The sequence below is a fragment of the Telluria sp. LT1R51-2 genome, assembly GCF_059685775.1.
The window spans coordinates 1,864,075-1,885,602 of the sequence record NZ_JCASIM010000001.1; the positions used below are offsets into that span (position 1 = coordinate 1,864,075).

The following is a 21,528-nucleotide window of genomic DNA, read 5'->3' on the forward strand; positions in this document are numbered from 1 at the left end:
GCGGTGCGCTGATGCGTTTTGACAACGCTTGCTTTATCATCTCGCGCATGTCGCCCGAACCCCAAGCCACTTCCCCGCCCTTGCCAGCCGATGCCCCGCCCCAGCGCGTGCTGCGGCAGTTCCGTATCGTCTTCAATGCGGTCAAGACCCATTTTCGCCAGCTCGAACATGAATCCGGCCTGGGCGGCGCCCAGGTCTGGGCGCTGTCCGTAATCGATAGCCAGCCCGGGATCGGTGCAACGAGCCTGAGCCGCGCACTCGATATCCACCAGTCCACCGCCAGCAACCTGGTGCGCTCGCTGGTCGAGCGCGGTTATGTCAGCGCGGCGCGCGAAGGTGCCGACCGGCGCAGTGTGGCCCTGCGCGTGCTGCCGGCGGGTCAGGAAGTGCTGCGCCGCGCCCCGGCGCCCCTTGCCGGCGTACTGCCCAACGCGCTGGCCACGCTCGATGAATCGACGCTGCTGCGGCTCGAACAGGATCTGGGCAGATTGATTGCGCAGCTCGATGCCGATGAAGCGGCCGGCAAGATTCCGCTCGCCCAGCAGTAGCTGGAACCATCGGCAGAGGCTGGAAAAAAAAGCCCCCCGACGATGCGGGGGACGAAAAGAAGCGGCGCTGACCGCCTCTTTGCTGATCGGGGCAACCAGGTCGGGTGACCCGGTTACCACGTCCTCATCTTGCCTCAAAAGTATAATCAAGGCAACCTTATTTGTGCCAATGGACACACGGGGGCGCTGTAGCGAAACACACAGGATCAAGCATGGACATACCGGGTTGGTTGCAGGCAGGTGGTTGGGGATTGTTGGCCGGCGGCGCACTGCTGCTGGGCGCGGCGGCCGGCGTGCGCTATCAGGTGCCGCAGCGCCTCGTTGCCGCGATCATGGCGTTCGGCAGTGGCGTCCTGATTTCGGCGTTGTCGTTCGAATTGATGGACGAGGCGGTCGAGACCGGCGGGCTCGCATCGACGGCAGCCGGCTTCGTGATTGGCGCAGGCATCTATACGGGCGCCAACTGGCTGCTCGCGCGCAAGGGCGCCAAGCACCGCAAGCGGTCGATGCCACCAGAAGGCGCCGATCCGAAGGCCAAGGCCAGCGGCGCGGCCATCGCCATCGGCGCCCTCCTCGACGGGATTCCCGAGTCGATCGTCATCGGGCTGTCGCTGGTGGGCGGTGAAGGCGTGAGCATGGCGGTGGTCGCAGCGGTGTTCCTGTCGAACCTGCCAGAAGGATTGTCAAGCGCTGCGGGCATGAAGCGCGCCGGCCATTCGACCCGCTACATCATGGGCATCTGGGCAGCAATTGCCGTCGCCTCCGGCCTCGCGGCCACGGCGGGCTTTACACTGCTCCACGAATTTCCGCCCGAAATTCTGGCCGCCATCACGGCGGTGGCAGCGGGCGGCGTGCTGGCCATGGTGGTCGACACCATGATTCCCGAGGCATTCGAGGAAACCCACGATTTTGCCGGACTGATCGTCACGGCAGGGTTTCTTGCCGCATTTACGCTGAGCAAGCTTTCTACCTGAATCTGCCCGCCATTACTGTTTATAATCGGTGTTCCAGGCGACGTCACCTCCCCGGCGTCCCAACCCTCATCCCATGCTGATCATGCAAACCCAGTTTTCCGGCGGCACCTGGCGCGACGGCGCGGCGCCGCCCGTGCTGCGCTATCTGTTCGCACTGTTCCTGTTCCTCGTGGCGCTGGCCGCCCGCTTCATGCTGGTCGACCTGTTGCCGGCGCGCGGGTTCCCGTTCCTGTCGTTCTTCCCTGCCGTGCTGCTGGCCGCCTACCTGGCCGGTCTTGGGCCAGGCCTGATGACGGCATTCCTGAGTACCTGGGCCGCCTGGGCGTTCTTCATGGGTCCGCGTATGGCGCCAGCCGACATGGCGCACAGCGACCTGATCGCGCTGGTCTTCTTCGCGTCGATCCTGGTCGTCGACTGCCTGGTCATCGAACGCATGAACCTGGCCATGCGCAAGTTGCGCGCCACCGGTACCCGGCTGCGCGAAAGCGAAGACGCCCTGGTGGCGCGCCAGGCCGAACTGAGCGAAGCGAACCGGCAAAAAGACGTGTTCATCGCGATGCTGGCGCACGAGCTGCGCAATCCACTGGCGCCGATCCTGTCAGCAGCCCAGCTGATCGCGATGCGCGCGGGCGCCGACGAACCACTGGCCCGCGCCGCCGGCATCATCCTGCGCCAGGGCCTGCAACTGACGCGTCTGGTCGACGACCTGCTGGATGCGTCGCGCATCCACTCGGCCAAACTGACACTGCAGGTCGCGCCAGCCGACCTGCGCGACGTGATCGCCAGCGCGCTGGAAACCAGTGGGCCGATGATCGAACAATCAAGCGCGAATTTTCAGCTGACGCTGCCGCAGCCGCCGCAGCCGATTCCCGTACAGGTCGACAGTACGCGCATCGCCCAATGCGTGTCGAACCTGCTGCATAACGCTTTCAAGTTCACCGCCAGCCACGGCGACATCGGACTGGACGTCAGCACCGGGCTTGATGGCATGGCCCGCATCCGGGTCACCGACAACGGCCGCGGCATTTCGCCGGACATGCTGCCCCGCCTGTTCGACATGTTCACGCAGGAAGGCCGCAGCGGCAACGACGGCAATAGCGGCCTGGGCATCGGCCTGGCGCTCACGCGCGACCTGGTCGAACGCCACGGCGGCACGCTCAGCGCCCATAGCGACGGGCCTGGACGCGGCGCAGTCTTCGAGATCGCGCTGCCGCTGAACACCGAGGTCCAGGCGACAGCGGTCGCGGCGGTGGCACCGGCGGCGCCCGACGCGCCGCAGCAGGCACCATCGGTGCTGGTGGTCGATGACAATGTGGATGCGGCCGAACTGCTGCAGGCGCTGCTCGGATTGCATGGCTTCGCAGTGCAGATCGCCCATACCGGCGCCGCCGCACTGGCTGCGCTGGCGCAGCAGCGCTACCAGGTCCTGCTACTCGACATCGGCTTGCCCGACATGACCGGCTACGAGGTCGCCATCGCTGCGCGCACACAGGGTCTGCTGGACGACACGACCTTCATCGTCGCCCTGACCGGCTGGAGCGACGCCGAGTCACGCCAGCGCTCGGTCGATGCGCGCATCGACCATCACCTCAACAAGCCGGTGCAAATGGAAGCGTTGTTGAGCCTATTCGATACGCGAACCATGTCGACTAATCTTACAACTGTATGACACGAATCAAGGTCGATTGAATTAAGTACTTGTTGGTATTGAGGATTTTGAACAGGCACGGTCCGTGCTTAGTGGATATCGCAACAGCAATGTTCGCAATTCGATGTCACGTGAATGTTCATCCATCCTTGAATAGAACGGAGTGCTCTGTGAAACTGATCAAAAGCTTGAGGAATGTCGCCCTTGCCGCCATGCTGTTTTCCGCTGGCGTCGCCAATGCAGCGCTGTATCAGTTCCAGCTGACCGGGGATTACACGGCAAGCTGGCAAATGAACTCCACAGCCGACCCGGATTTTGCCTTCGATGGATTCCTGTTCTCGGTCTACGATGTCGAAGGCAACTTTCCCGGATCACTCGCTAACCTCGCAGACCTGACGTTCTATAACGCCGATGCAGGTGGTGGCTTTGAGATCATCGATTTCCTCGGCGATCAGGTACTGCTCGTGACTGACGGTCGCCAGTTGTATACCGGTCCCGAAAGAAGTCCGACTTTTCTCCTGGGCACGTTCGCGCTCAGCGAATTCGAGGGTTTCGGCAGCTACATGCTGACCGTGACCGACCTCGATGCCCTCCCCGGTCCAGGTGAAGTGCCGGAACCGGCAACGGCTGCGCTGCTGCTCGGCGGCCTGGGCGTCCTGCTCGCATCGCGCAAGCGGCGCCAGGCCAAATAATCTGCTTGCCGGCAAGGTCTGCCTGAGGCAGCCTTGCTATCGTTTCGGCGCTGGCGGCGTGGCCGCCACGCCCTGCGTGCGCAGGTAGGCCACGATCTCGCCGGCCTGCTTCTCGCTCATGAAGCTGAGAAAACGCATCTTGTTACCCGGCACGACCTTTTCGCTGTCGCGGATGAACGCACTTAGTTTCTGCTCGTCCCAGACAAATCCCGCGCTTCTGAGCGCCGGCGAGTACGCATACGCGGGCACGCTGCCCGCCTTGCGGCCGACGATCCCGTTCAACTGCGGGCCGAAGCCATTGCGCGCGCCCGCGCCAACCTCGTGACAATTGGTACAGCGCGCAAACAGCCGACGGCCGGCATCGACCTGAGCCTGGGTGGATGCGGCCAGCGCCTCAGCGCCCGGCCCCAGCAACAGCGTAAAACCGATGATGAGCGCGCGCATGTTCACTTGACCCGCTGTTTCTCAAGCTTGCGCGCGAGCGTGCGGCGATGCATGCCCAGCCGGCGCGCCGCTTCGGAAATATTGAAATCGGTCTCGGCCAGCACGGCATGGATGCGTTCCCACTCGAGTGTCTTGATCGACGTCGAGCGGTTGGTCACCTCGATCTCGGCGCTGCCGGCAATATGACCGAACGCTGCTTCGATATCGTCGGCATCCGACGGCTTGGCCAGGTACTGGACCGCGCCCAGCTTGATCGCTTCGACCGCAGTGGCAATGCTGGCAAAGCCCGTCAGCACCACGATGAGCATGTCGGGGTCATGCTCGTGCAGCAGTTGCACGCAGGCCAGGCCCGAGGTCTGGCCCTTGAGCTTCAGGTCGACCACGGCGTAGCCGGGATTGTGCTGCGCCAGAATGGCAGCGGCTTCATCGTGGCCGGTGGCGCCCAGCACGCGATAGCCGCGCCGCTCGAACGAACGGCTCAGCGTGCGGGCGAAGGCTTCATCGTCTTCGATGATGAGCAGCAGCGGCTCAGGGTTCGGCATCGTTCAGTTCCTCTTCCAGTTCAATGGCCGACATTGGCAGTCGCAGCATCACCACGGCGCCGCCTTCCGGCCGGTTGGTCGCCGTCACCGTGCCGCCGAGTTTGCGCACGACGTTCACGGCCAAAAACAGCCCCAGGCCACCACCGGGTTTGCCCTTGGTGGACTGGTAGGGTTTGCCGAATTGCGCCAGCATGCTGGGCGCAAAGCCGGGGCCACGATCGAGCACGGACAGCACCAGCGTGCGCTCGTCGATGTCCGCATCGAAGCAGACCCAGTCGGGCGAGGCTTCCAGCGCATTGTCGAGCAGGTTGTCGACCGTCTGGCGCAGCGCCGAGTCGCTCGCCACCGGCCAGTCGTCGGCGATGCGATTATTGTACGTGAAAGCGCGCACCGGGCGGCTGGCCTGCCAGCGTTCGACCAGACCATCGAGAAAGCCCCGCACCGTCGTGCGTTCGGCCGATTCGCCGCGCGCTTCGCCGGCCGACAGCAGGATGCCACTGACGATCGACTTGCAGCGCTTGAGCTGGGTCTGCATCTCGGTCAGTTCGCCCAGCAACTCGGGGTCGTCGCGAAACGCCGGCATGCGCTTCCAGTCACCCAGGATCACAGAGACGGTCGATAGCGGCGTGCCCAGTTCATGCGCAGCGCCGCTGGCAAGCAAGCCCATGCGCACGATGTGTTCTTCTTCGGTCGCGCTCTGACGCAGCGCCGCCAGTTGGGTCGCCTTGTCGCGCACATTGTTCGAGATGCGCGACACGAACAGCACCAGCAGCGCCGCATTGAGCGCAAAGCAGACCAGCAAACCCTGCACGTACAGGCTGCCAATGCCGCGCTCATGGTCGAACGGCAGCGCGAGCGGCTCGGCAAACGCGGCCAGGCCCGCCATGCACGTGATCGTGATGGCGACGATGCTCCAGGTCCACAGCACCTCGAGCAGCACGGCCGAGACGATCACCTGCAGAAGGTAAAGAAAGGCAAAGGGATTGGTGGTCCCGCCGGACAGATACAGCAGCACGGTCAGGCTCGAGACATCGACCAGAATGGCCAGGAACATCTCGCCGTTCGAGACCGGACGCCGTTCGTGCCAGCGCAGGTGACTGGCAATATTGAAGGCGATCAGGCAGGAGAGCACCTGCAGCATGTGCACCAGCGGCAGCGCGATCCCGAACAGCAGAATCGCGGCGGCGATGGTGGTCACCTGGCCGATGACGGCAATCCAGCGCAGCTCGATCAGCTGCAGCATGTTCTTGTGGCCGGCGGCGAATTCCACGTTTGCGGCTGCCGCCGATGGCGACGTGCGCGCCGCCCTGGCGAAGAAATCCAGCGGAGATTGCATCGAAATCCGTCCGTTCAATGCCCCGTGCGCGGCAATGCAGTCGGGGCGTGCTTAATCGTTGGCGGCGCGCGGGCGCTTCGCCTCGTAGCGGGCCACCCACCACCAGGCTGCGGCCACCATGAGGGCGAGAGCATACCAAGTCAGCGCGTACACGAGGTGATTATTTGGGAACGAGATGACGGTCAGGCCGCCGACGGCGCGCTGGGGGGCAGACGCCGGATCCTGATTCTTGCCGGCGTCGACGAAAAATGGCGCCGTGCGGGCCGGATCGAAGCCGCGCGCGGCGGTCAAGGCGATGACGTCGCGCGAGTACCAGCGGTTGCCGGCCGGGTCGTTGTCGCGCAGGAAGCCACCTTTCGGTTCGCTGATACGCAGCAGACCGGTCAGCTTCACCGGCTCGCCTGGGGCAGCGCAGGCATCAAGGCCGGCCGTGCGCGCCGGGAAGCGCGTGGCGATATCGCCCGACGACGGGATGAAGCCGCGGTTGACAAACACGATGTGGCCCTCGTCCGTGCAGAACGGCGTGAGCAGCCAGAAGCCCGCGCCCAGTTCGGACAGCGCCTGGACGGGTGCGGTGTATTGGTAGAGATAGTGACCCGACAGGGCAACGGCCCGGTATTCGTCGGATTCTTTGGAAATCTGCGGCCACTGTGCCACCGGAGGCAGCGCAGCAGGCGCCGCATGAACGCGTGCATCGACGCGTTCGATCAGGTCCAGTTTCCATTGCAGGCGAATCACCTGCCACGTCCCCAGAACTGCAAACAGCACGAGCAGCAGCAAGGCCAGCACCGCCACCAAACGTCGCACGAACGGCGAGCGCTGTGGCGGGGGCTGATCCTGCGCCGACAGGGTCGGCGGCTGCTGCGCGTGCATTACCACGGTCAGGTCATGTCGGAGGTGTTTTCAGCACCCATGCCCGGCATCATGTTGGTGTTCATGTGGTGCATGACCCAGATCGAGCCCGACATCACGATGACCAGCAGCACCAGCGTCAGCACCAGCGCCATCATGTTCCAGCCGCCTTCGGCCTTCGAATTCAAGTGAAGGAAGTAGACCATCTGGACCACCAGCTGGACCGCGGCAAAGCCGAGGATGACCCAACGGGTCGTTTCCGGGGCCAGCACATTGCCCATCACCAGCCAGAAAGGAATCGCGGTGAGGATCAGCGACAGCGCGAAGCCGATTGCATAATCCTTGCCACTGTAGTGGATCTGGTAGCTGTCATGACCATGATGACCATGGTCGTGCTCGTTATGATGATCGCTCATGGCAGCACTCCCATCAGGTAGACAAAGGTAAACACGAAGATCCAGACCAGATCCAGGAAGTGCCAGAACAGCGACAGGCAGGCCAGGCGACGGAAGTTTTCCGGCGTCATGCCGTGCTTGGACAGCTGCACGAACAGGGTCACCAGCCACACGATGCCGAACAGCACGTGCAGACCGTGGGTACCGACCAGCGAGAAGAACGCAGTCAGGAAGCCCGAACGCTGCGGACCGGCGCCAAGGTGGATCAGGTGCTGGAATTCATAGATTTCCAGCGACAGGAACGCCACGCCCAAGAGGCCCGTGACGACCAGCCACAGCTTGGTCTTGCCCACGTTCTTGGCTTGCGCCGAGATCATGGCCATGCCGAACGTGATCGACGACACCAGCAGGAAGCCGGTGTTGAGTGCGATCAGCGGCAGTTCGAACAGCTCGGCACCGGTCGGGCCGCCTGCATAGTTGCGGCCCAACACGGCGTAGGCAGCGAAGAGCGATGCGAACAGCAGGCAGTCGCTCATCAGGTAGAGCCAGAAGCCGAGCAACGTGCCCTGCTCCGGGTGGTGCTCCCGCGCCATGTAGCGCGCGGTCACTTCGGCGGGGGTCAACCCGCCTGTCATGGTTGCTTTAATGTCAGACATGGCTTTCCAGCATACGAGTACGTGCGGTTTCGGTCTTCAGGACTTCTTCGGCCGGAATGTAGAAATCGCGTTTGTAGTTGAAGGTATGGGCAATGATCGTACCGAGCAGGACGATGAAAGCACCGATGACCAGGGCCCACATATGCCAGATGATGGCAAAGCCGACCGCGCACGCCAGTGCCGAGATCACGAAACCGGCCCAGGTGTTCTTGGGCATGTGGATCGCGACGAAATCGGCGAGCGGACGCTGGTAACCGTTCTTCTTCATGTCGGCGAAGGTGTCGTTGTCGTGCACCACCGGCGTGAACGCGAAGTTGTAGTCCGGCGGTGGCGACGAGGTCGACCATTCCAGCGTACGGCCATCCCACGGATCGCCCGTGAAATCGCGCAGACGTGCGGTGTTGCGGTCACGGAAGCTGACATACAGTTGCATCAGCAGCGCGCCAATACCACCAGCGATCATCAGGGTGCCCAGGAACGAAATCTGGAACAGCCACTGGACCGACATGTCATCGAAGTGACTCACGCGGCGGGTGTAGCCCATGAAGCCCAGGATGTACGGCGGCGTGAACGCGACCCAGAAACCGATCGACCAGAGCCAGAACGACACGGTGCCCCAGAATTTGTCGAGCTTGTAGCCAAACGCTTTCGGGAACCAGTAGTTCAGACCCGCGAAGATACCGAACACCACGCCACCGATAATCACGTTGTGGAAGTGAGCGATCAGGAACAGCGAGTTGTGCAGCACGAAGTCGGCCGCAGGAATCGCCAGCATCACGCCGGTCATGCCGCCGATGGTGAAGGTCAGCATGAACGAGATCGTCCACATCATTGGCAGCTCGAAGCGGATCTGGCCGCGGTACATCGTAAACAGCCAGTTGAACAGCTTCGCGCCGGTCGGGATCGAGATGATCATCGTCGTGATGCCGAAGAACGCATTGACGCTGGCGCCCGAACCCATCGTGAAGAAGTGGTGCAACCAGACCAGGTACGACAGCACCATGATGACGCAGGTCGCGTAGACCATCGAGGTGTAGCCGAACAGGCGCTTGCCGCAGAAGGTCGAGACCACTTCGGAGAAGATACCGAAGGCTGGCAGGATCAGGATGTAGACCTCAGGGTGACCCCAGATCCAGATCAGGTTCACGTACATCATCGCGTTGCCGCCACGGTCGTTCGTGAAGAACGCGGTGTCGAACAGGCGGTCCATGCCCAGCATGGCCAGCACGGCGGTCAGGATCGGGAAGGTCACGACGATCAGGATGTTGGTGCACAGCGAGGTCCAGACGAAGACTGGCATCTTCATCAGGCCCATGCCCGGTGCACGCATCTTGATGATGGTGACGATCAGGTTCACGCCGGACAGCAAGGTACCCACACCCGCGATCTGCAATGACCAGATGTAGTAGTCGACGCCCACCCCCGGACTGGCCAGGATGCCCGACAGCGGCGGATACGCGAGCCAGCCGGTACGTGCGAATTCACCGACGAACAGGGATGCCATGATCAGCACGGCGCCCATCGTGGTCATCCAGAACGAGAAGTTGTTCAGGAACGGGAAGGCCACGTCGCGCGCACCGATCTGCAGTGGCACCACGTAGTTCATCAGGCCCGTCACGAACGGCATCGCCACGAAGAAGATCATGATCACGCCGTGGGCGGTGAAGACCTGGTCGTAGTGGTGCGGCGGCAGGAAGCCGGCGTTATCGCCAAAGGCGAGCGCCTGCTGGGTACGCATCATCAGGGCGTCGGCAAAGCCGCGCAGCAGCATGACCAGACCGAGGATCATGTACATGATGCCGATTTTCTTGTGGTCGATACTGGTGATCCAGTCTTTCCACAACGAGCCCCACAGGCGGAAGTAGGTCAGGATGCCCACGAGGGCAATACCGCCTACGATCACACCTGCGAAGGTAGCAAGCAGGATCGGCTCATGGAAGGGAATCGCGTCCCAGCCAAGCCGACCGAAGATAAACTTCGTCAAGTCGAAAGTGTCTTGCATGGTTACTTCTTCACAGTGTTAAAAGGGGCGACGCACATTTCCAGCGCCTCGGCCAGCATGGACTTGCCATCCTTCGGCAGCTGGCGGATGGCCGCGGCCATTTCGTTGCGCTTGTGATCCTCGTGCATTTGCTGATTCATGCACATGGTGCCTTCAGCAACGCAGCGGTTCAGGATGCGGTTGAACAGCGCGGGCTCGACCTGTGCGTAATGGCGCACCGGCTCCTTGGCGGTCGGTTTTTCGAGCACCATGTAGTCAGCGCGGTCGAGCACTTCGGTACCGGTCTTCATTTCCTTGACCCAGGTGTCGAAATCGGCCTGCGTCACGCCCTTGTAGGCAAACTTCATGTGCGAGAAACCATCGCCGCTGAAGTTGGCCGACAGGCCGCGATAATCGCCGGTCTTGTTCAGCACCGCGTTCAGTTCCGTCTCCATGCCCGGCATTGCGTAGATCATGCCAGCCAGGGTCGGGATGTAGAACGTGTTCATCACGGTCGACGACGTGATCTTAAAGCGCACCGGCACGTCGATCGGGGTCACCAGGTGATTGACCGACGCGATGCCCTGTTCCGGATAAATGAACAGCCATTTCCAGTCCAGCGCCACCACTTGCACTTCAAGTGGCTTGACCGACGCGGCGAGCGGCCGGTTGGCATCGATGCGGTCGAGCGGACGATACGGGTCGAGCTTGTGGGTACTGACCCAGGTAATCAGGCCCAGCACGATGATGATCAGGAGCGGTGCGCCCCAGATGATCAGTTCGAGCTTGGTCGAGTGGTCCCAGTCAGGTTCGTAGGCCGCGTTGGCGCCCTTGCGGTAGCGCCAGGCGAACCAGACGACCAGCAACATCACCGGAATGATGATGATCAACATTAATAGAACCGATATGACGATCAGATCGGCCTGCTGCTTTGCTATATCGCCGGTGGGATTCATTACGACGGTATTGCAGCCAGCAAGCGCTGCAAGAAGAAGTAATGGCAGTCCGCGGCGGACAATTTGTGGAATCATGCTAGGTATCTAACGTTACATGGAGGGAGAGCGTGCTACTGTACTGCCAACGGTCGTCAAAGAACATTGGACAGTTTGTCCCACCCTTTGCCATAATGCAATTTTAACAATAGTGTTACCCACAATAGTGGCGACCGCGACACGACTTTTGGAGAATTAACCATGCACAGCACTACCCACGGCAGCGACGACGCCGCTCCAATCACGAGCCCGAACAGCGGCGCACGCAATATCAACGCCCGCGACGAACACATCTCCCCTGGCGACATCGCCGTCGGCGTCATTGTCGGTCGTTCAGCGGAGTACTTCGAATTCTTCGTGTATGCCATCGCTTCGGTGCTGGTGTTCCCGTCGATCTTCTTCCCGTTTGCCGATCGCCTCGAAGGCACACTGTACGCCTTTGTCATTTTCGCGTTCGCGTTCATCGCGCGTCCGTTCGGCACGCTGCTCTTCATGTGGATCCAGAAACGCTGGAGCCTCGACATGAAACTGTTGATCGCCCTGTTCATGATGGGCACCTGCACCGTCGTCATCGCCCTGCTCCCGAGCTACAGCGAAATCGGCGGCGCCGCCATCGTGATGCTGGCACTGCTGCGCATCGGCCAGGGCCTGGCCCAGGGCGGTTCGTGGGACGGTCTGCCATCGCTGCTGGCCCTGTCGGCACCTGAAGGCAAACGCGGCTGGTACGCGATGCTGGGTCAGCTGAGCGCACCGCTTGGCTTCGTCATCGCCGCCGGCGTGTTCGCTTACCTGATCGGCAACCTGTCGCAGGAAGACTTCCTGACCTGGGGCTGGCGCTTCCCGTTCTTTGTCGCCTTCGCCATCAACGTCGTCGGCCTGTTCGCCCGCCTGCGCCTGGTCTCGACCACCGAATATGCACGCCTGCTGGACACCAACCACATGACGCCGGCCCCAGTTGGCGAACTGATGCGTAATCAGGGCACCAACATCGTCATCGGCGCCATGACCGCGCTGGCCAGCTACGCGCTGTTCCACCTGGTCACCGTGTTCCCGCTGTCGTGGATCCAGCTGTACGATACCCGTCCGGTCGAGTCGTTCCTGCTGGTCCAGATGGGCGGCGCCGTGCTGGCTGCGCTGGGCATCCTGGCATCGGGCTACATTGCCGACAAGGTCGGTCGCCGCACCACGCTGGGCACGCTGGCCGCCCTGATTGCGCTGTTCTCGATCTTCGTGCCATCGCTGATCGATGGCGGTACCGCTGGCCAGAACACCTTCATCCTGGTTGGCTTCACCCTGCTGGGTCTGTCGTATGGCCAGGCAGCCGGTGCCACGACCTCGAACTTCCAGAAGCACTTCCGCTACACCGGTGCGGCGCTGACGTCGGATCTGGCATGGCTGGTCGGTGCTGCGTTCGCACCGCTGGTCGCACTGGGCCTGTCGGCGAATTTCGGCCTGGGTTACGTCAGCCTGTACCTGCTGTCGGCCGCCGTGGCCACGCTCGCCGCGCTGAGCCTGAACCGCAAGCTGGAAATCCGCGACTGATCTGCATAGCGTGATTTGCCAGTACCAACAACGGCCCTTCGGGGCCGTTGTTGTTTTCGAATGCAGTGGGGTCGGAATGAACCGTTCTCGTTACTGATTACAACATTGCATTCCATCCAGCAATCTTTGCTGATGGTATGATCGTGACAAATGCCATGCGTGCGGCCTGCCGGCCCGCGCTACAGTGACTGTCCGCGCATCCAATGACGGATGGCGACGCCAGCACATTGGCCAGAACGACGATGCGCCGCACGGCGTGTCTGCCAACGGCGCAACATCAAACAGCCCAGCCCGGTAACCGGACGTGGCCGTAATTCTTATTGTCTTCACGATCGCACACCATGAAACTACCACTGTCGCTAGTGGCTGGCGCCCTTCTCGTCACGCAGTCGGCCTTCGCCGCGCCGCCGGCTTGCTACAACTTTTCACCGGTCAACCAGTTCAATGTCCAGGTCTCGGCCAGCTTCTGGAATCCGATCATCAGCTACGTCTCGGCCAAAAGCAAAGTCTGCATGAAGCTCAAGCTGGGCCGTACCTCGGCAGATACGACCAGCTTCGTGCTGGCCCGTGAAGTCGACTTTGCGTTCACCAATCACCTGTTCAGCCCCGACCGCGACAAGATGGGGTGGACCGTGTTCGGACGTCGCAACTCACCACCCGTCCACGCGCAGATCGTCGTGCCGGCCGACTCGCCCATCAGGGATATTCGTGAACTGGCCGGCACAGCCGTGAGTTTTCCCGGTCCGGAAGCACTGGTTGCCTACAAGGTCAACTATGCGCAACTGCTGCGCGCCGAGATCCCTGTGAACGTCGTGTTCGCCGGGAATCAGGACGCCGCGTTCACGCAACTGTCTGCCGGGATGGTCAAAGCGGTTGGCGCCAACTCCCAGCTGGTGGCCAACTGGAATGGCCGTGAAGGCACCGCGTTTCGTGTGCTGTGGAGCTCGGCGCCATTCAATGATCTTGCGCTGATGGCCTCGCCACGGGTGCCGGCGGACCAGGTGCGCGCCGTCGCCAATGCCTTTCTCACGATGCACAACGACCCGGAAGGCAAGCGCGTGCTGGCCGAATCAGGGGCGCTGATCCACGCCCCGGTGCCGCTGTCGTTCGTCCCAGCCAGCCAGGCCGATTACGCCAGCTACCGCGCGTTCTACGCCGACGCACCGGCCAGCCTGCGGTGACCCTCTCCGCCATGACATCTTCTTTGCTGCGCCTGCTCAAGCGTGTGTTCCTGCCACGCACCCTGATGGGGCGCGTGTTCAGCGTGTTCGCGGCCACGCTGCTGCTGATGATGGCGGCTGGCCTGGGCATGTTCTATCGCTACCAGTACCTGCAGCATATCGAAGAGACACAGGACAATGCGCTGATGCTGGTCGAAGCGGTGATCCAGCCGATCGAAGAGAGCGTGGTCATTGGCGATTACGACACGGTCAAGCGCACGCTGGGCAAGATGCTCGTCAAGTCGCCTTTCAAGCGCGCTCAGTTTCTCGAAGTGGGCGGCGGTGCAATCAGTCTGGAAGCCCAGGACAGCCAGCACGCAGCGCCGCCCGACTGGTTCACGGCGCTGATCGTCGAGCGGTTCTACGATGTCAATCGGATTATCACCGTCGGCGGCAAGGATTACGGCGTCATGCGCCTGTCGTTCGACGTGACCAAACTGGCGGCGCAGCTCTGGCAGCTCATCATCGAAACAGCGGCGGTCGCCCTGGTGCTCAGCTCGGCCAGCCTGCTGATGATGCGCGTACTGCTGCGCCGCTGGCTGGAACGGCTCGGTGGCCTGCGCGCATTCGAACATGACGTGGCGTCGGGCCTGGTCACGGCCGAGGCGCCGCTGCACGAGGATGCGCCGCTCGAGATCCAGGAAGCGATTCTGGCCGTCAACCGTGGCACCGCCAGCCTGCGCGTGCAGTACGGCGAGCGCATCGAGCTCCTGATGAATTCGCTCGTCCAGCACAAGAGCGCGATGGACCAGGCCGCAATCGTGTCCGAGATCGACGTCGACGGCCGCATCGCCGTGGTCAACGACCAGTTCATCGCCAACAGCGGATTGTCGCGTGACGAGGTCGTGGGCCAGCCGCTGGCGAACCTGACGATCCCGGGGCCGGTGCCGGCATGGGTGCCGGCCCCGGTGGTCTGGCAAGGCGACGTGACGATCGCCGGGCGCGACCGCACGCTGCAGTGGCACCGCACGATCGTGCCGATGTTCGATGCCGGCGGCGTCGAGCGCTACATCTGTATCGATATCGACATCACCGAGCGCAAGGCCTTCGAGCGCACGATCCTGGCCACGGCCCGGCGCGAGAACCTGATCGCGGAGCTGGGGCGCGTGGCCCTGACCGCCACCGACCTGCGCCACGTGTTCCAGGAAGCGGTGCAGGCCGCGGCGGCTGGGCTCGATGCACCGACCGCGGCGCTGTTCTCGCTGGAACCGGCGCCGATCGGGCGTTCACTGGTGATCCGCGCAGGCAGCGGCGTCCTGGCCTCGGCCACCGGTTTCGCGCTCGACTGCCCGCTGGGTCCGATGCCGCAGCAAGAGCCGGCCGATCTGCTGCGGCCGCTGTTCGCGACCGTTGGCGCCGCCTACCAGGTGCGCAGCAGCGTCGATGCCTGCGTGATTTGCACCGAGAGCCCGTTTGGTGTGCTGGGCGTGTTCAGCGATGACGCCATCCAGTTCGGCCCGGACGACCGCAACTTCCTGCGCAGCATTGCGCACATCCTGGCGACCACGATCGAGCGCCACACGGCGCAGCAGCGCCTGACCTATCTGGCGCAGTACGATGCGTTGACCGACCTGCCCAACCGGCGCTACCTGTCCGAGTCGCTCGACCTGGCCATTGGCGCGGCAGCGACCCAGGCACGCCGCGCCGGCGTCATGTTCATCGACCTCGACCATTTCAAGAAAGTCAACGACATGCTGGGACACGGTGTCGGCGACCAGCTGCTGGTGCTTGCCACCAAGCGCCTGCAGGCCTGTGCGCGCCCCGGCGACCTGGTCGCGCGGCTCGGTGGCGACGAATTCGCATTGATCCTGCCCGACGGCGTGGAAGATGACGACATCGGCACGCTGTGCACCACCATCATCGAGGCACTGGCGGCGCCCTTTTTGCTGCAAGGCCAGCAATTGTTCGTCTCGGCCAGCATCGGCGTTGCGCGCTATCCCGAAGACGGCGCCAATGCCGAAGCGCTGCTGAAAAGCGCCGACACGGCCATGTATGCGGCCAAGCACAATGGTCGCGGCAATTTCCAGTTCTTCAGCGCTGCCATGCACGACGCCACCACGCAGCGCATCAAGCTCGAAGCCGAGCTGCATCAGGCGCTGGAACGGCGCGAATTCCTGCTGCACTACCAGCCCAAGCTCGACCTTGCCACCGGCAGGGCCAGCGGCTTCGAAGCGCTGCTGCGCTGGAACCACCCGCAGCGCGGTCTCGTGCCGCCGCTCGAGTTCATCAGTATTCTCGAAGACACGGGCCTCATCATCGCAGTCGGCGAATGGGTGGTGGCGGAAGTCTGCCGCCAGCTTGGCGCCTGGCGCGCCGACGGCTTCCCCATCGTGCCGGTGGCGATCAACCTGTCCGCGCGCCAGCTCGAACAGGACGATCTGGCGGCAACGATCGAGCGCATCGTGACGGCTGCCGGCATTGCACCTGCGCTGCTCGAGTTCGAGCTGACCGAGTCGATGCTGATGGTGAACCCGGACGCTGCGGTCGCGATCCTGGGTCGCATCAAGGCATTGGGGATGCGCTTGTCGATCGATGATTTCGGTACCGGCTATTCGAGCCTGGCCTACCTGAAGCGTTTCCCGCTCGATGCGCTCAAGATCGACCGCACCTTCGTGCGCGACCTGCCCCACGACAGCGACGATGCGGCGATTACCCGCGCCGTGATCAACCTGGCGCACAGCCTGAACCTGAAAGTGGTGGCCGAAGGCGTGGAAAATCTCGAGCAGTTGTGCGAACTGAAGCGCTTCGGCTGCGACGAAATCCAGGGCTACTATGTGGACCGGCCGCTGGTGCCGGCCAGTTGCTTCACGCGTGCGCATGGCGAACAGCCGGCGGTTGGCCAGCCAAGCAATGCACTGTTGGTGTAATGCGGGGCGGCGCCGGCAGACCGCGATGCGGGTCGCGTTTTCGAGGTCTGCCTCGTACTTCGTCTGAAAGATCGATTGAACTTATCGCAAACTTTTCGACTCTGATGAGCATGAACATCCGACTTTCTCAAGCAGGAGGATCCCATGCCCATCGTCCAAGCGCCGCCGTCACACCAGCCACCGGCGTCGGCAGACCTACCCAGTCAAGCCAGATTCCGCAAGATACTCAAGTGGACCGTTCCATCGCTCTGCCTGCTGGCTTTATTCTCGTACATCTCGGCCGGGACCCTGGAAACGGCAACCGCGCCGTCATCGCTTAATTTCCCTTACCAGTTCCTGGCCATCTTCATCCCCACGCTGGCAGCTGCTTCGGCTGCCACCTGGTTTGCGTCTTCATTCACTGGCAGTTCGATCGGTTGCCGCAACGACCAGTTTCAATTTGCCTACTTCTTCGTCGTTGTTTCCTTCGCCGTGCTGACAGTCCCGCCGATCGTTGGCAACCTGGCATTCGGCGGTGAGCCTCTCGGCATCATCTCTGGCTGCGTGCAAGAGACGAAAGTCGCCGATTTGCGCTGCCTACTGCTTCCCGGGGCGACTGGCCAGAGCAGTAACGCTGACGCGGTGCCAGCGAACGCGCAAGCGCCAGCGGACCCCGGCCGGCTACGCAATCAGTGGCTCGTCAATATCGGCGGCACGCTGACACGTCAGCCCGATGGCTGTACCCGCACGACGCGCGATTGCGCGCTCGGCTCACCGAATAACCGCGCGTATGTCTCCGGTGGCGTCGTGGTGCCGCTGCCACTCGTGATCATCGCCATGTTCGGCGGTGCGATCAGCCTGTCGCGACGGGTGCCCGAGATCCAGAAACAATCCGAGGACGGCTACGTCGGCACCGCCGCCAAGCCTGCGATCGAAAAGCACGAGGCACGCGAGCAGCTCGTATTCCAGATCATGCAATTCGTGTCGGCGCCGCTGACCGCCATCGCCGCGCACCAGATCATCGAGCCGCAAACGCTGACCAGCGCCGTGGCACTGGCCTTTCTTGCCGGCTTCGGTTCGGAAACCATCCTGATGATGATTCGGGGTGTGACTGACGGCCTGGTTCCCAAGTCTCTTCGGGCGAAGAATGCCGCACCGGTGGAATCAGAACCTGCTGCCGGTTGGCCTGCCACGCCGGTCGCCGACACCGCCAGCGTGGCTGTACCCGCGCATGCCAGGCAACACATCAGCGCACCGCACCAGGTATGCATCCGACTCGCTGTCGAGAGCAAGGAACTCGACCCGCACACCTTGACGCTGACGGTCAATGCCCAAGTCGTCGACGTCTCCAACCAGGGCCTGGTCGATCTGCACGTTGAAACCGCGCGCAAGCACGTGATCGTCGCGAAGGCGTTACGGCACGGACAACCGGTGAGCGGCACCATCGAGCTGACACCGGACGTGGACGACGAAAACCGGTCGATCGAACTCCAACTGGCGTGAGGCAGACATGGCGATCCAGGCAGGCGAGGCAGCGCCACTGTCACAAACTGGTTTCGATGCCGTGCTCGATCGTCTTGGCGTCGATCAGGCCGCATTGTGGTCGCTACTGACCGTCGAGACGCGCGGGTTCGGTTTCCTTCCAGACCGGCGCCCAAAGATTCTGTTTGAGCGGCATATCTTTCACAAGCGCACCGGGGGGCGCTTCAGAACAGGGCACCCGAACATCCGCTCACCCGCCGGCAAGGGCTACCTGGGTGACGCCGCCGAATATGACCGGCTTGCACAAGCCATCGAACTCGATCGGGACGCCGCCGTGGAAAGTGCATCATGGGGCGTTCCAGGGGCGTTCATGGCGCGGTAGCGACGCGCTGGCGATACCGACAAGCGTGAACCGCCTGATGCCTTGCACCAGGCCTTCAAGATACCGCGAAGCTGCCGTCAGGCCAGGGCCGTATCGAGGACCGTCATCACGATGAACCCGATGACCAGCGCGATGCTGGCCTGGGTGCCGTTGCCGGACTGGCGCGATTCGGGAATCACATCGTTGACGATGACGAGCAGCATGGCACCGGCAGCAGCGGCCAGTGCATACGGCAGCAGGCCGGCTGCAATACCAATCAGCGCAACGCCAAACACGGCAGCGATCGGCTCGATCAGGCCCGATACAATCCCCATGCCCACCGCCGCCAGGCGGCTGTAACCGACGGAATGCAGGGCCAGCGCCACGACCAAGCCTTCCGGAACGTCCTGGATCGACACGCCCGTGGCCAGCGACGTGGCTTTTTCCAGGTCGATGCCAGCGAACGCAACGCCGATCGCGAGGCCTTCCGGCAGGTTGTGCAGCGCGACAGCCCATACGAACAGCCACGCACGGCGCAATGACACCTGGTCGGGATCGCTGGAGAGTATGCTATCGGTATGCACTGCGCGGCTCATCAGGAGGATTGCACCGGCGCCGGCCAGAATGCCCGCGCCGACCATCAGACTGGATTCCCAGCTGCCCGCACCGGCCGAGGACGCCGCGTTCAGCGCCGGAATGACAAGCGAAAACGCGGTGGCGCCCAGCATGACACCGGCGCCGAAACCGAGGAATGAGTCATAAGTACGACGCGAAAAATTCTGTGCAAACAAGACGGGCAACGTGCCAAGCGCGGTGGCTGCTGCCGCTGCACTGCCGCCCAGCAGGGCAGCGAGCATCTTCGGGTTGGCATTCATGATCTGCTCGATCATGCTGCCGATCAGGACAAACAGGACAGCGGTGCAGATACCAGCAATAATGACGCGACGTGGGGTGAGCCAGCTCGGCATGCCGCGGTGTGGTGGGGCTTTCTCGACTTGACTATCCATGCGGCTTCCTGATAACTGAATGCCGCCTGCCACAGATCATGTGGCAGGCGGCGTGGGCAGATGCAGTGCGTGTTGCTTACGACGTTTTGCTTATGGCGTTTTTTTGACGCTGGCCTTCTTTTTCTTGGCAATGCCGGTATCGTCGAGCGGACCGCCGCGCGAGGCCACCGTCGGCTCACCCATTGCATTTCCGCTACTGCCACCTATCGTACCACCGGATGCAGATTGCATCATGCCCAGTTCGGAACCGGTGCGGGGCATGGCCATCGGGTCCGACAGCGTGCGCGCCGCCATCATCTCGAGCACATCGATATCATCGGTCGGCAATGCAACTTCGGCATCGCCCGCACCGCCATCGACGGCCATCTGCTTGTCGCGGTCGCTGATGAAGTCCCAGTCGGCGCCCTGATTCCATGCGCCGCGCACCTCACCTTCGCCCTGCGACATATTGTAGTAGACGCTGGCGAACGCAGGCACCACCGGCATCTTGCCCGGCGGGAAGTTCGGCTCCATCGCGTACAGCGCTTTCTCGAACGACTTCATGTGCGCCACTTCGCGCGTCATCAAAAAGCCCAGAGCTTCTTTGACGCCCGGGTCATCGGTCAACGAAATCAGCCGTTCATAGACGATCTTGGCGCGCGCCTCGGCAGCGATGTTCGACCGCAGATCGGCGCTCGGCTCGGTGATCGAATCGATATACGCGGCTGTCCATGGCACGCCGGCCGAGTTCGTCAACGGTACACCGGCGCCATACAGTACCTGGGTGATGTGACTGTCGTTACCGGCGCCCGTGATGCTGCGATAGGTGTCGGCTTCCATGTCGACCCCTTCGGCCAGACGGCCTTTGGCACCCTTGTTGAGCATCGCAACGATGTTGCCGATGACTTCGAGGTGACTCAATTCCTCGGTGGCGATATCGAACAGCAGATCTTTACGGCCTGGATCGTCTTCGGCCACCGCCTGGGTGAAGTAGCGCATGGCAGCGGCAAGCTCGCCCTGCGGGCCGCCGAACTGTTCGAGCATCAGGTTCGCCAGCCCCGGGTTCGGGCCGCTGACGCGTACGGTGTACTGCAAACGCTTGTTGTGAGCAAACATGGAAGTATCCTCATATGGGTGTTCATCCTTGCGGCACGCGTCATGCGTGACCGTCCCGGACGGGCCGTCGTCGAGATCGGCAGCCCAGTGAACACATAATCGCATGACAACTATTGGTCATCCGTCAGGTGTAATCCCGAGTCCGTGTAGGACTAATTTGACACGATGTTATTTCAAATCAACATTGCTATTTTTTAACTGGACATCAATCTGGAACATGGCTGACACGGTACCGGCATGCGCGCCTACAGCCATGTCTACCGGCGTAGCCCACGATAGCGAACAAATAACCACATCGGGGGTACTACCATGTTCAATCTCAATCAACTCAGCCCAACCATCACTGACATGATCCGTTTCGATCATTCGCATGTCATGGTCACGTTTCACCAATATTCGAGCGACAAAAGCCCGACCGTCAAGAAGGCACTGGCCGATACGATTTGCGATGCGCTGGAAATCCATGCAACGCTGGAAGAAGAGATTTTCTATCCCGTGATGCGACGTGAAGATGCGAAACAGCCGTTCATCCACGAGGCCGAGCCGGAACATGACGAAATGCGCCGCCTGATCGCGCAACTGCGCCGCACCAGCGGCGCCGATCCGCGCCACGACGATCTGGTCATGGAATTGATGCGCGATGTGATCCATCATGTGGCCGATGAAGAAACGCGTCTGCTGCCAGATGCGGAGAAGATCCTGGGCAAGGCGCGCCTGTCGGAACTGGGCGCTGCAATGACGCGTCGCCGCCTTCAGCTCGTCGGGCCAAAGGCAGGCAAGCTGGCCAAGGAACATCTGGTTGGCTTCTCGGGCAGCAGCGCGGCGCTGGCCGTCGGTGTGGTTGGCGCCCTGCTTGCCGCCTTCGTTCTGACGCCGAAGAAGGCCTGAAAAGACAGTTCGGCAGACGCACAAGGT

21 protein-coding genes are annotated in these 21,528 nt (G+C 62.4%); 10 read left to right on the forward strand and 11 right to left on the reverse strand.

What is annotated here, in order from left to right; translation table 11 throughout:
• The first annotated feature begins 47 nt into the window (after window positions 1-47).
• From AC56LH_RS08200 to AC56LH_RS08215, 4 genes are all read left to right on the forward strand, one after another.
• The gene (locus tag AC56LH_RS08200) at window positions 48-548 is read left to right on the forward strand and encodes a MarR family winged helix-turn-helix transcriptional regulator (RefSeq protein WP_499645490.1); all 501 of its coding nucleotides are present in this window, start codon (window positions 48-50) and stop codon (window positions 546-548) included.
• Window positions 549-760: 212 nt separating this feature from the next.
• Window positions 761-1,522 (forward strand): ZIP family metal transporter, encoded by a 762-nt coding sequence (locus AC56LH_RS08205; RefSeq protein ID WP_499645491.1) that lies wholly within the window; start codon window positions 761-763, stop codon window positions 1,520-1,522.
• 73 nt (window positions 1,523-1,595) lie between these two features.
• Entirely contained in the window at window positions 1,596-3,191 is a 1,596-nt protein-coding gene (locus AC56LH_RS08210; RefSeq protein ID WP_499645492.1) for an ATP-binding response regulator, read from the forward strand.
• A gap of 149 nt (window positions 3,192-3,340) precedes the next feature.
• On the forward strand, window positions 3,341-3,862 hold the full coding sequence (locus AC56LH_RS08215) for a PEP-CTERM sorting domain-containing protein (protein WP_499645493.1): 522 nt from the start codon (window positions 3,341-3,343) through the stop codon (window positions 3,860-3,862).
• A gap of 36 nt (window positions 3,863-3,898) precedes the next feature.
• Here AC56LH_RS08215 and AC56LH_RS08220 read toward each other — a convergent pair whose 3' ends face one another.
• The 8 genes from AC56LH_RS08220 to cyoA are packed head-to-tail and all read right to left on the reverse strand — an operon-like array spanning window position 3,899 to window position 11,099.
• On the reverse strand, window positions 3,899-4,306 hold the full coding sequence (locus AC56LH_RS08220) for a c-type cytochrome (RefSeq protein ID WP_499645494.1): 408 nt from the start codon (window positions 4,304-4,306) through the stop codon (window positions 3,899-3,901).
• 2 nt (window positions 4,307-4,308) lie between these two features.
• Window positions 4,309-4,848: a response regulator transcription factor gene (locus tag AC56LH_RS08225; RefSeq protein ID WP_343026973.1), complete on the reverse strand. Its 540-nt coding sequence runs from the start codon at window positions 4,846-4,848 to the stop codon at window positions 4,309-4,311.
• Complete coding sequence (locus tag AC56LH_RS08230) at window positions 4,835-6,184, reverse strand: ATP-binding protein (RefSeq protein ID WP_499645495.1); 1,350 nt, start codon at window positions 6,182-6,184, stop codon at window positions 4,835-4,837. The genes AC56LH_RS08225 and AC56LH_RS08230 overlap by 14 nt, the downstream gene beginning before the upstream one ends.
• Window positions 6,185-6,235: 51 nt before the next feature.
• Complete coding sequence (locus AC56LH_RS08235) at window positions 6,236-7,057, reverse strand: SURF1 family protein (protein WP_499645496.1); 822 nt, start codon at window positions 7,055-7,057, stop codon at window positions 6,236-6,238.
• An 8-nt stretch (window positions 7,058-7,065) separates the two neighbouring features.
• Entirely contained in the window at window positions 7,066-7,452 is a 387-nt protein-coding gene (gene cyoD, locus AC56LH_RS08240) for a cytochrome o ubiquinol oxidase subunit IV (RefSeq protein WP_499645497.1), read from the reverse strand.
• The gene (gene cyoC / locus AC56LH_RS08245; RefSeq protein ID WP_499556417.1) at window positions 7,449-8,087 is read right to left on the reverse strand and encodes a cytochrome o ubiquinol oxidase subunit III; all 639 of its coding nucleotides are present in this window, start codon (window positions 8,085-8,087) and stop codon (window positions 7,449-7,451) included. The genes cyoD and cyoC overlap by 4 nt, the downstream gene beginning before the upstream one ends.
• The gene (gene cyoB, locus AC56LH_RS08250) at window positions 8,080-10,089 is read right to left on the reverse strand and encodes a cytochrome o ubiquinol oxidase subunit I (protein ID WP_258834232.1); all 2,010 of its coding nucleotides are present in this window, start codon (window positions 10,087-10,089) and stop codon (window positions 8,080-8,082) included. Before cyoB ends, cyoC begins: the two co-directional genes overlap by 8 nt.
• A gap of 2 nt (window positions 10,090-10,091) precedes the next feature.
• A complete protein-coding gene (gene cyoA / locus AC56LH_RS08255; RefSeq protein WP_183552478.1) occupies window positions 10,092-11,099 on the reverse strand; it encodes a ubiquinol oxidase subunit II in 1,008 nt (335 codons plus the stop codon).
• Between the two features lie 162 nt (window positions 11,100-11,261).
• Between cyoA and AC56LH_RS08260 the strand changes: the two genes are divergently transcribed.
• The 5 genes from AC56LH_RS08260 to AC56LH_RS08280 all read left to right on the forward strand — a co-directional run bounded on the left by AC56LH_RS08260 (window position 11,262) and on the right by AC56LH_RS08280 (window position 18,532).
• A complete protein-coding gene (locus AC56LH_RS08260) occupies window positions 11,262-12,602 on the forward strand; it encodes an MFS transporter (protein ID WP_499578358.1) in 1,341 nt (446 codons plus the stop codon).
• Window positions 12,603-12,943: 341 nt separating this feature from the next.
• The gene (locus AC56LH_RS08265) at window positions 12,944-13,783 is read left to right on the forward strand and encodes a phosphate/phosphite/phosphonate ABC transporter substrate-binding protein (RefSeq protein ID WP_499645498.1); all 840 of its coding nucleotides are present in this window, start codon (window positions 12,944-12,946) and stop codon (window positions 13,781-13,783) included.
• Between the two features lie 11 nt (window positions 13,784-13,794).
• Window positions 13,795-16,689, forward strand: a complete 2,895-nt coding sequence (locus tag AC56LH_RS08270) for an EAL domain-containing protein (RefSeq protein WP_499645499.1) — start codon at window positions 13,795-13,797, stop codon at window positions 16,687-16,689.
• Between the two features lie 144 nt (window positions 16,690-16,833).
• Window positions 16,834-18,171, forward strand: coding sequence for a hypothetical protein (locus AC56LH_RS08275; RefSeq protein WP_499645500.1), 1,338 nt, complete (start codon window positions 16,834-16,836; stop codon window positions 18,169-18,171).
• Window positions 18,172-18,178: 7 nt separating this feature from the next.
• Window positions 18,179-18,532 (forward strand): N-acetylmuramidase domain-containing protein, encoded by a 354-nt coding sequence (locus tag AC56LH_RS08280; protein ID WP_499645501.1) that lies wholly within the window; start codon window positions 18,179-18,181, stop codon window positions 18,530-18,532.
• A gap of 77 nt (window positions 18,533-18,609) precedes the next feature.
• Here the strand turns inward: AC56LH_RS08280 and AC56LH_RS08285 are convergent, their stop codons facing one another.
• The 3 genes from AC56LH_RS08285 to AC56LH_RS08295 form a co-directional block, all read right to left on the reverse strand.
• Entirely contained in the window at window positions 18,610-19,518 is a 909-nt protein-coding gene (locus AC56LH_RS08285; protein WP_499645502.1) for a ZIP family metal transporter, read from the reverse strand.
• Between the two features lie 90 nt (window positions 19,519-19,608).
• Window positions 19,609-20,613 carry a manganese catalase family protein gene (locus AC56LH_RS08290; RefSeq protein ID WP_499645503.1) on the reverse strand — a complete coding sequence of 335 codons (1,005 nt, stop codon included), beginning with the start codon at window positions 20,611-20,613 and terminating at the stop codon, window positions 19,609-19,611.
• A 168-nt stretch (window positions 20,614-20,781) separates the two neighbouring features.
• Window positions 20,782-20,979: a hypothetical protein gene (locus AC56LH_RS08295; RefSeq protein WP_499648515.1), complete on the reverse strand. Its 198-nt coding sequence runs from the start codon at window positions 20,977-20,979 to the stop codon at window positions 20,782-20,784.
• On the opposite strand from AC56LH_RS08295, the gene AC56LH_RS08300 reads away from it, so the two are divergent.
• On the forward strand, window positions 20,923-21,501 hold the full coding sequence (locus AC56LH_RS08300; RefSeq protein ID WP_499645504.1) for a hemerythrin domain-containing protein: 579 nt from the start codon (window positions 20,923-20,925) through the stop codon (window positions 21,499-21,501). The two genes, AC56LH_RS08295 and AC56LH_RS08300, sit on opposite strands and share 57 nt — an antisense overlap.
• Window positions 21,502-21,528 lie beyond the last annotated feature (27 nt).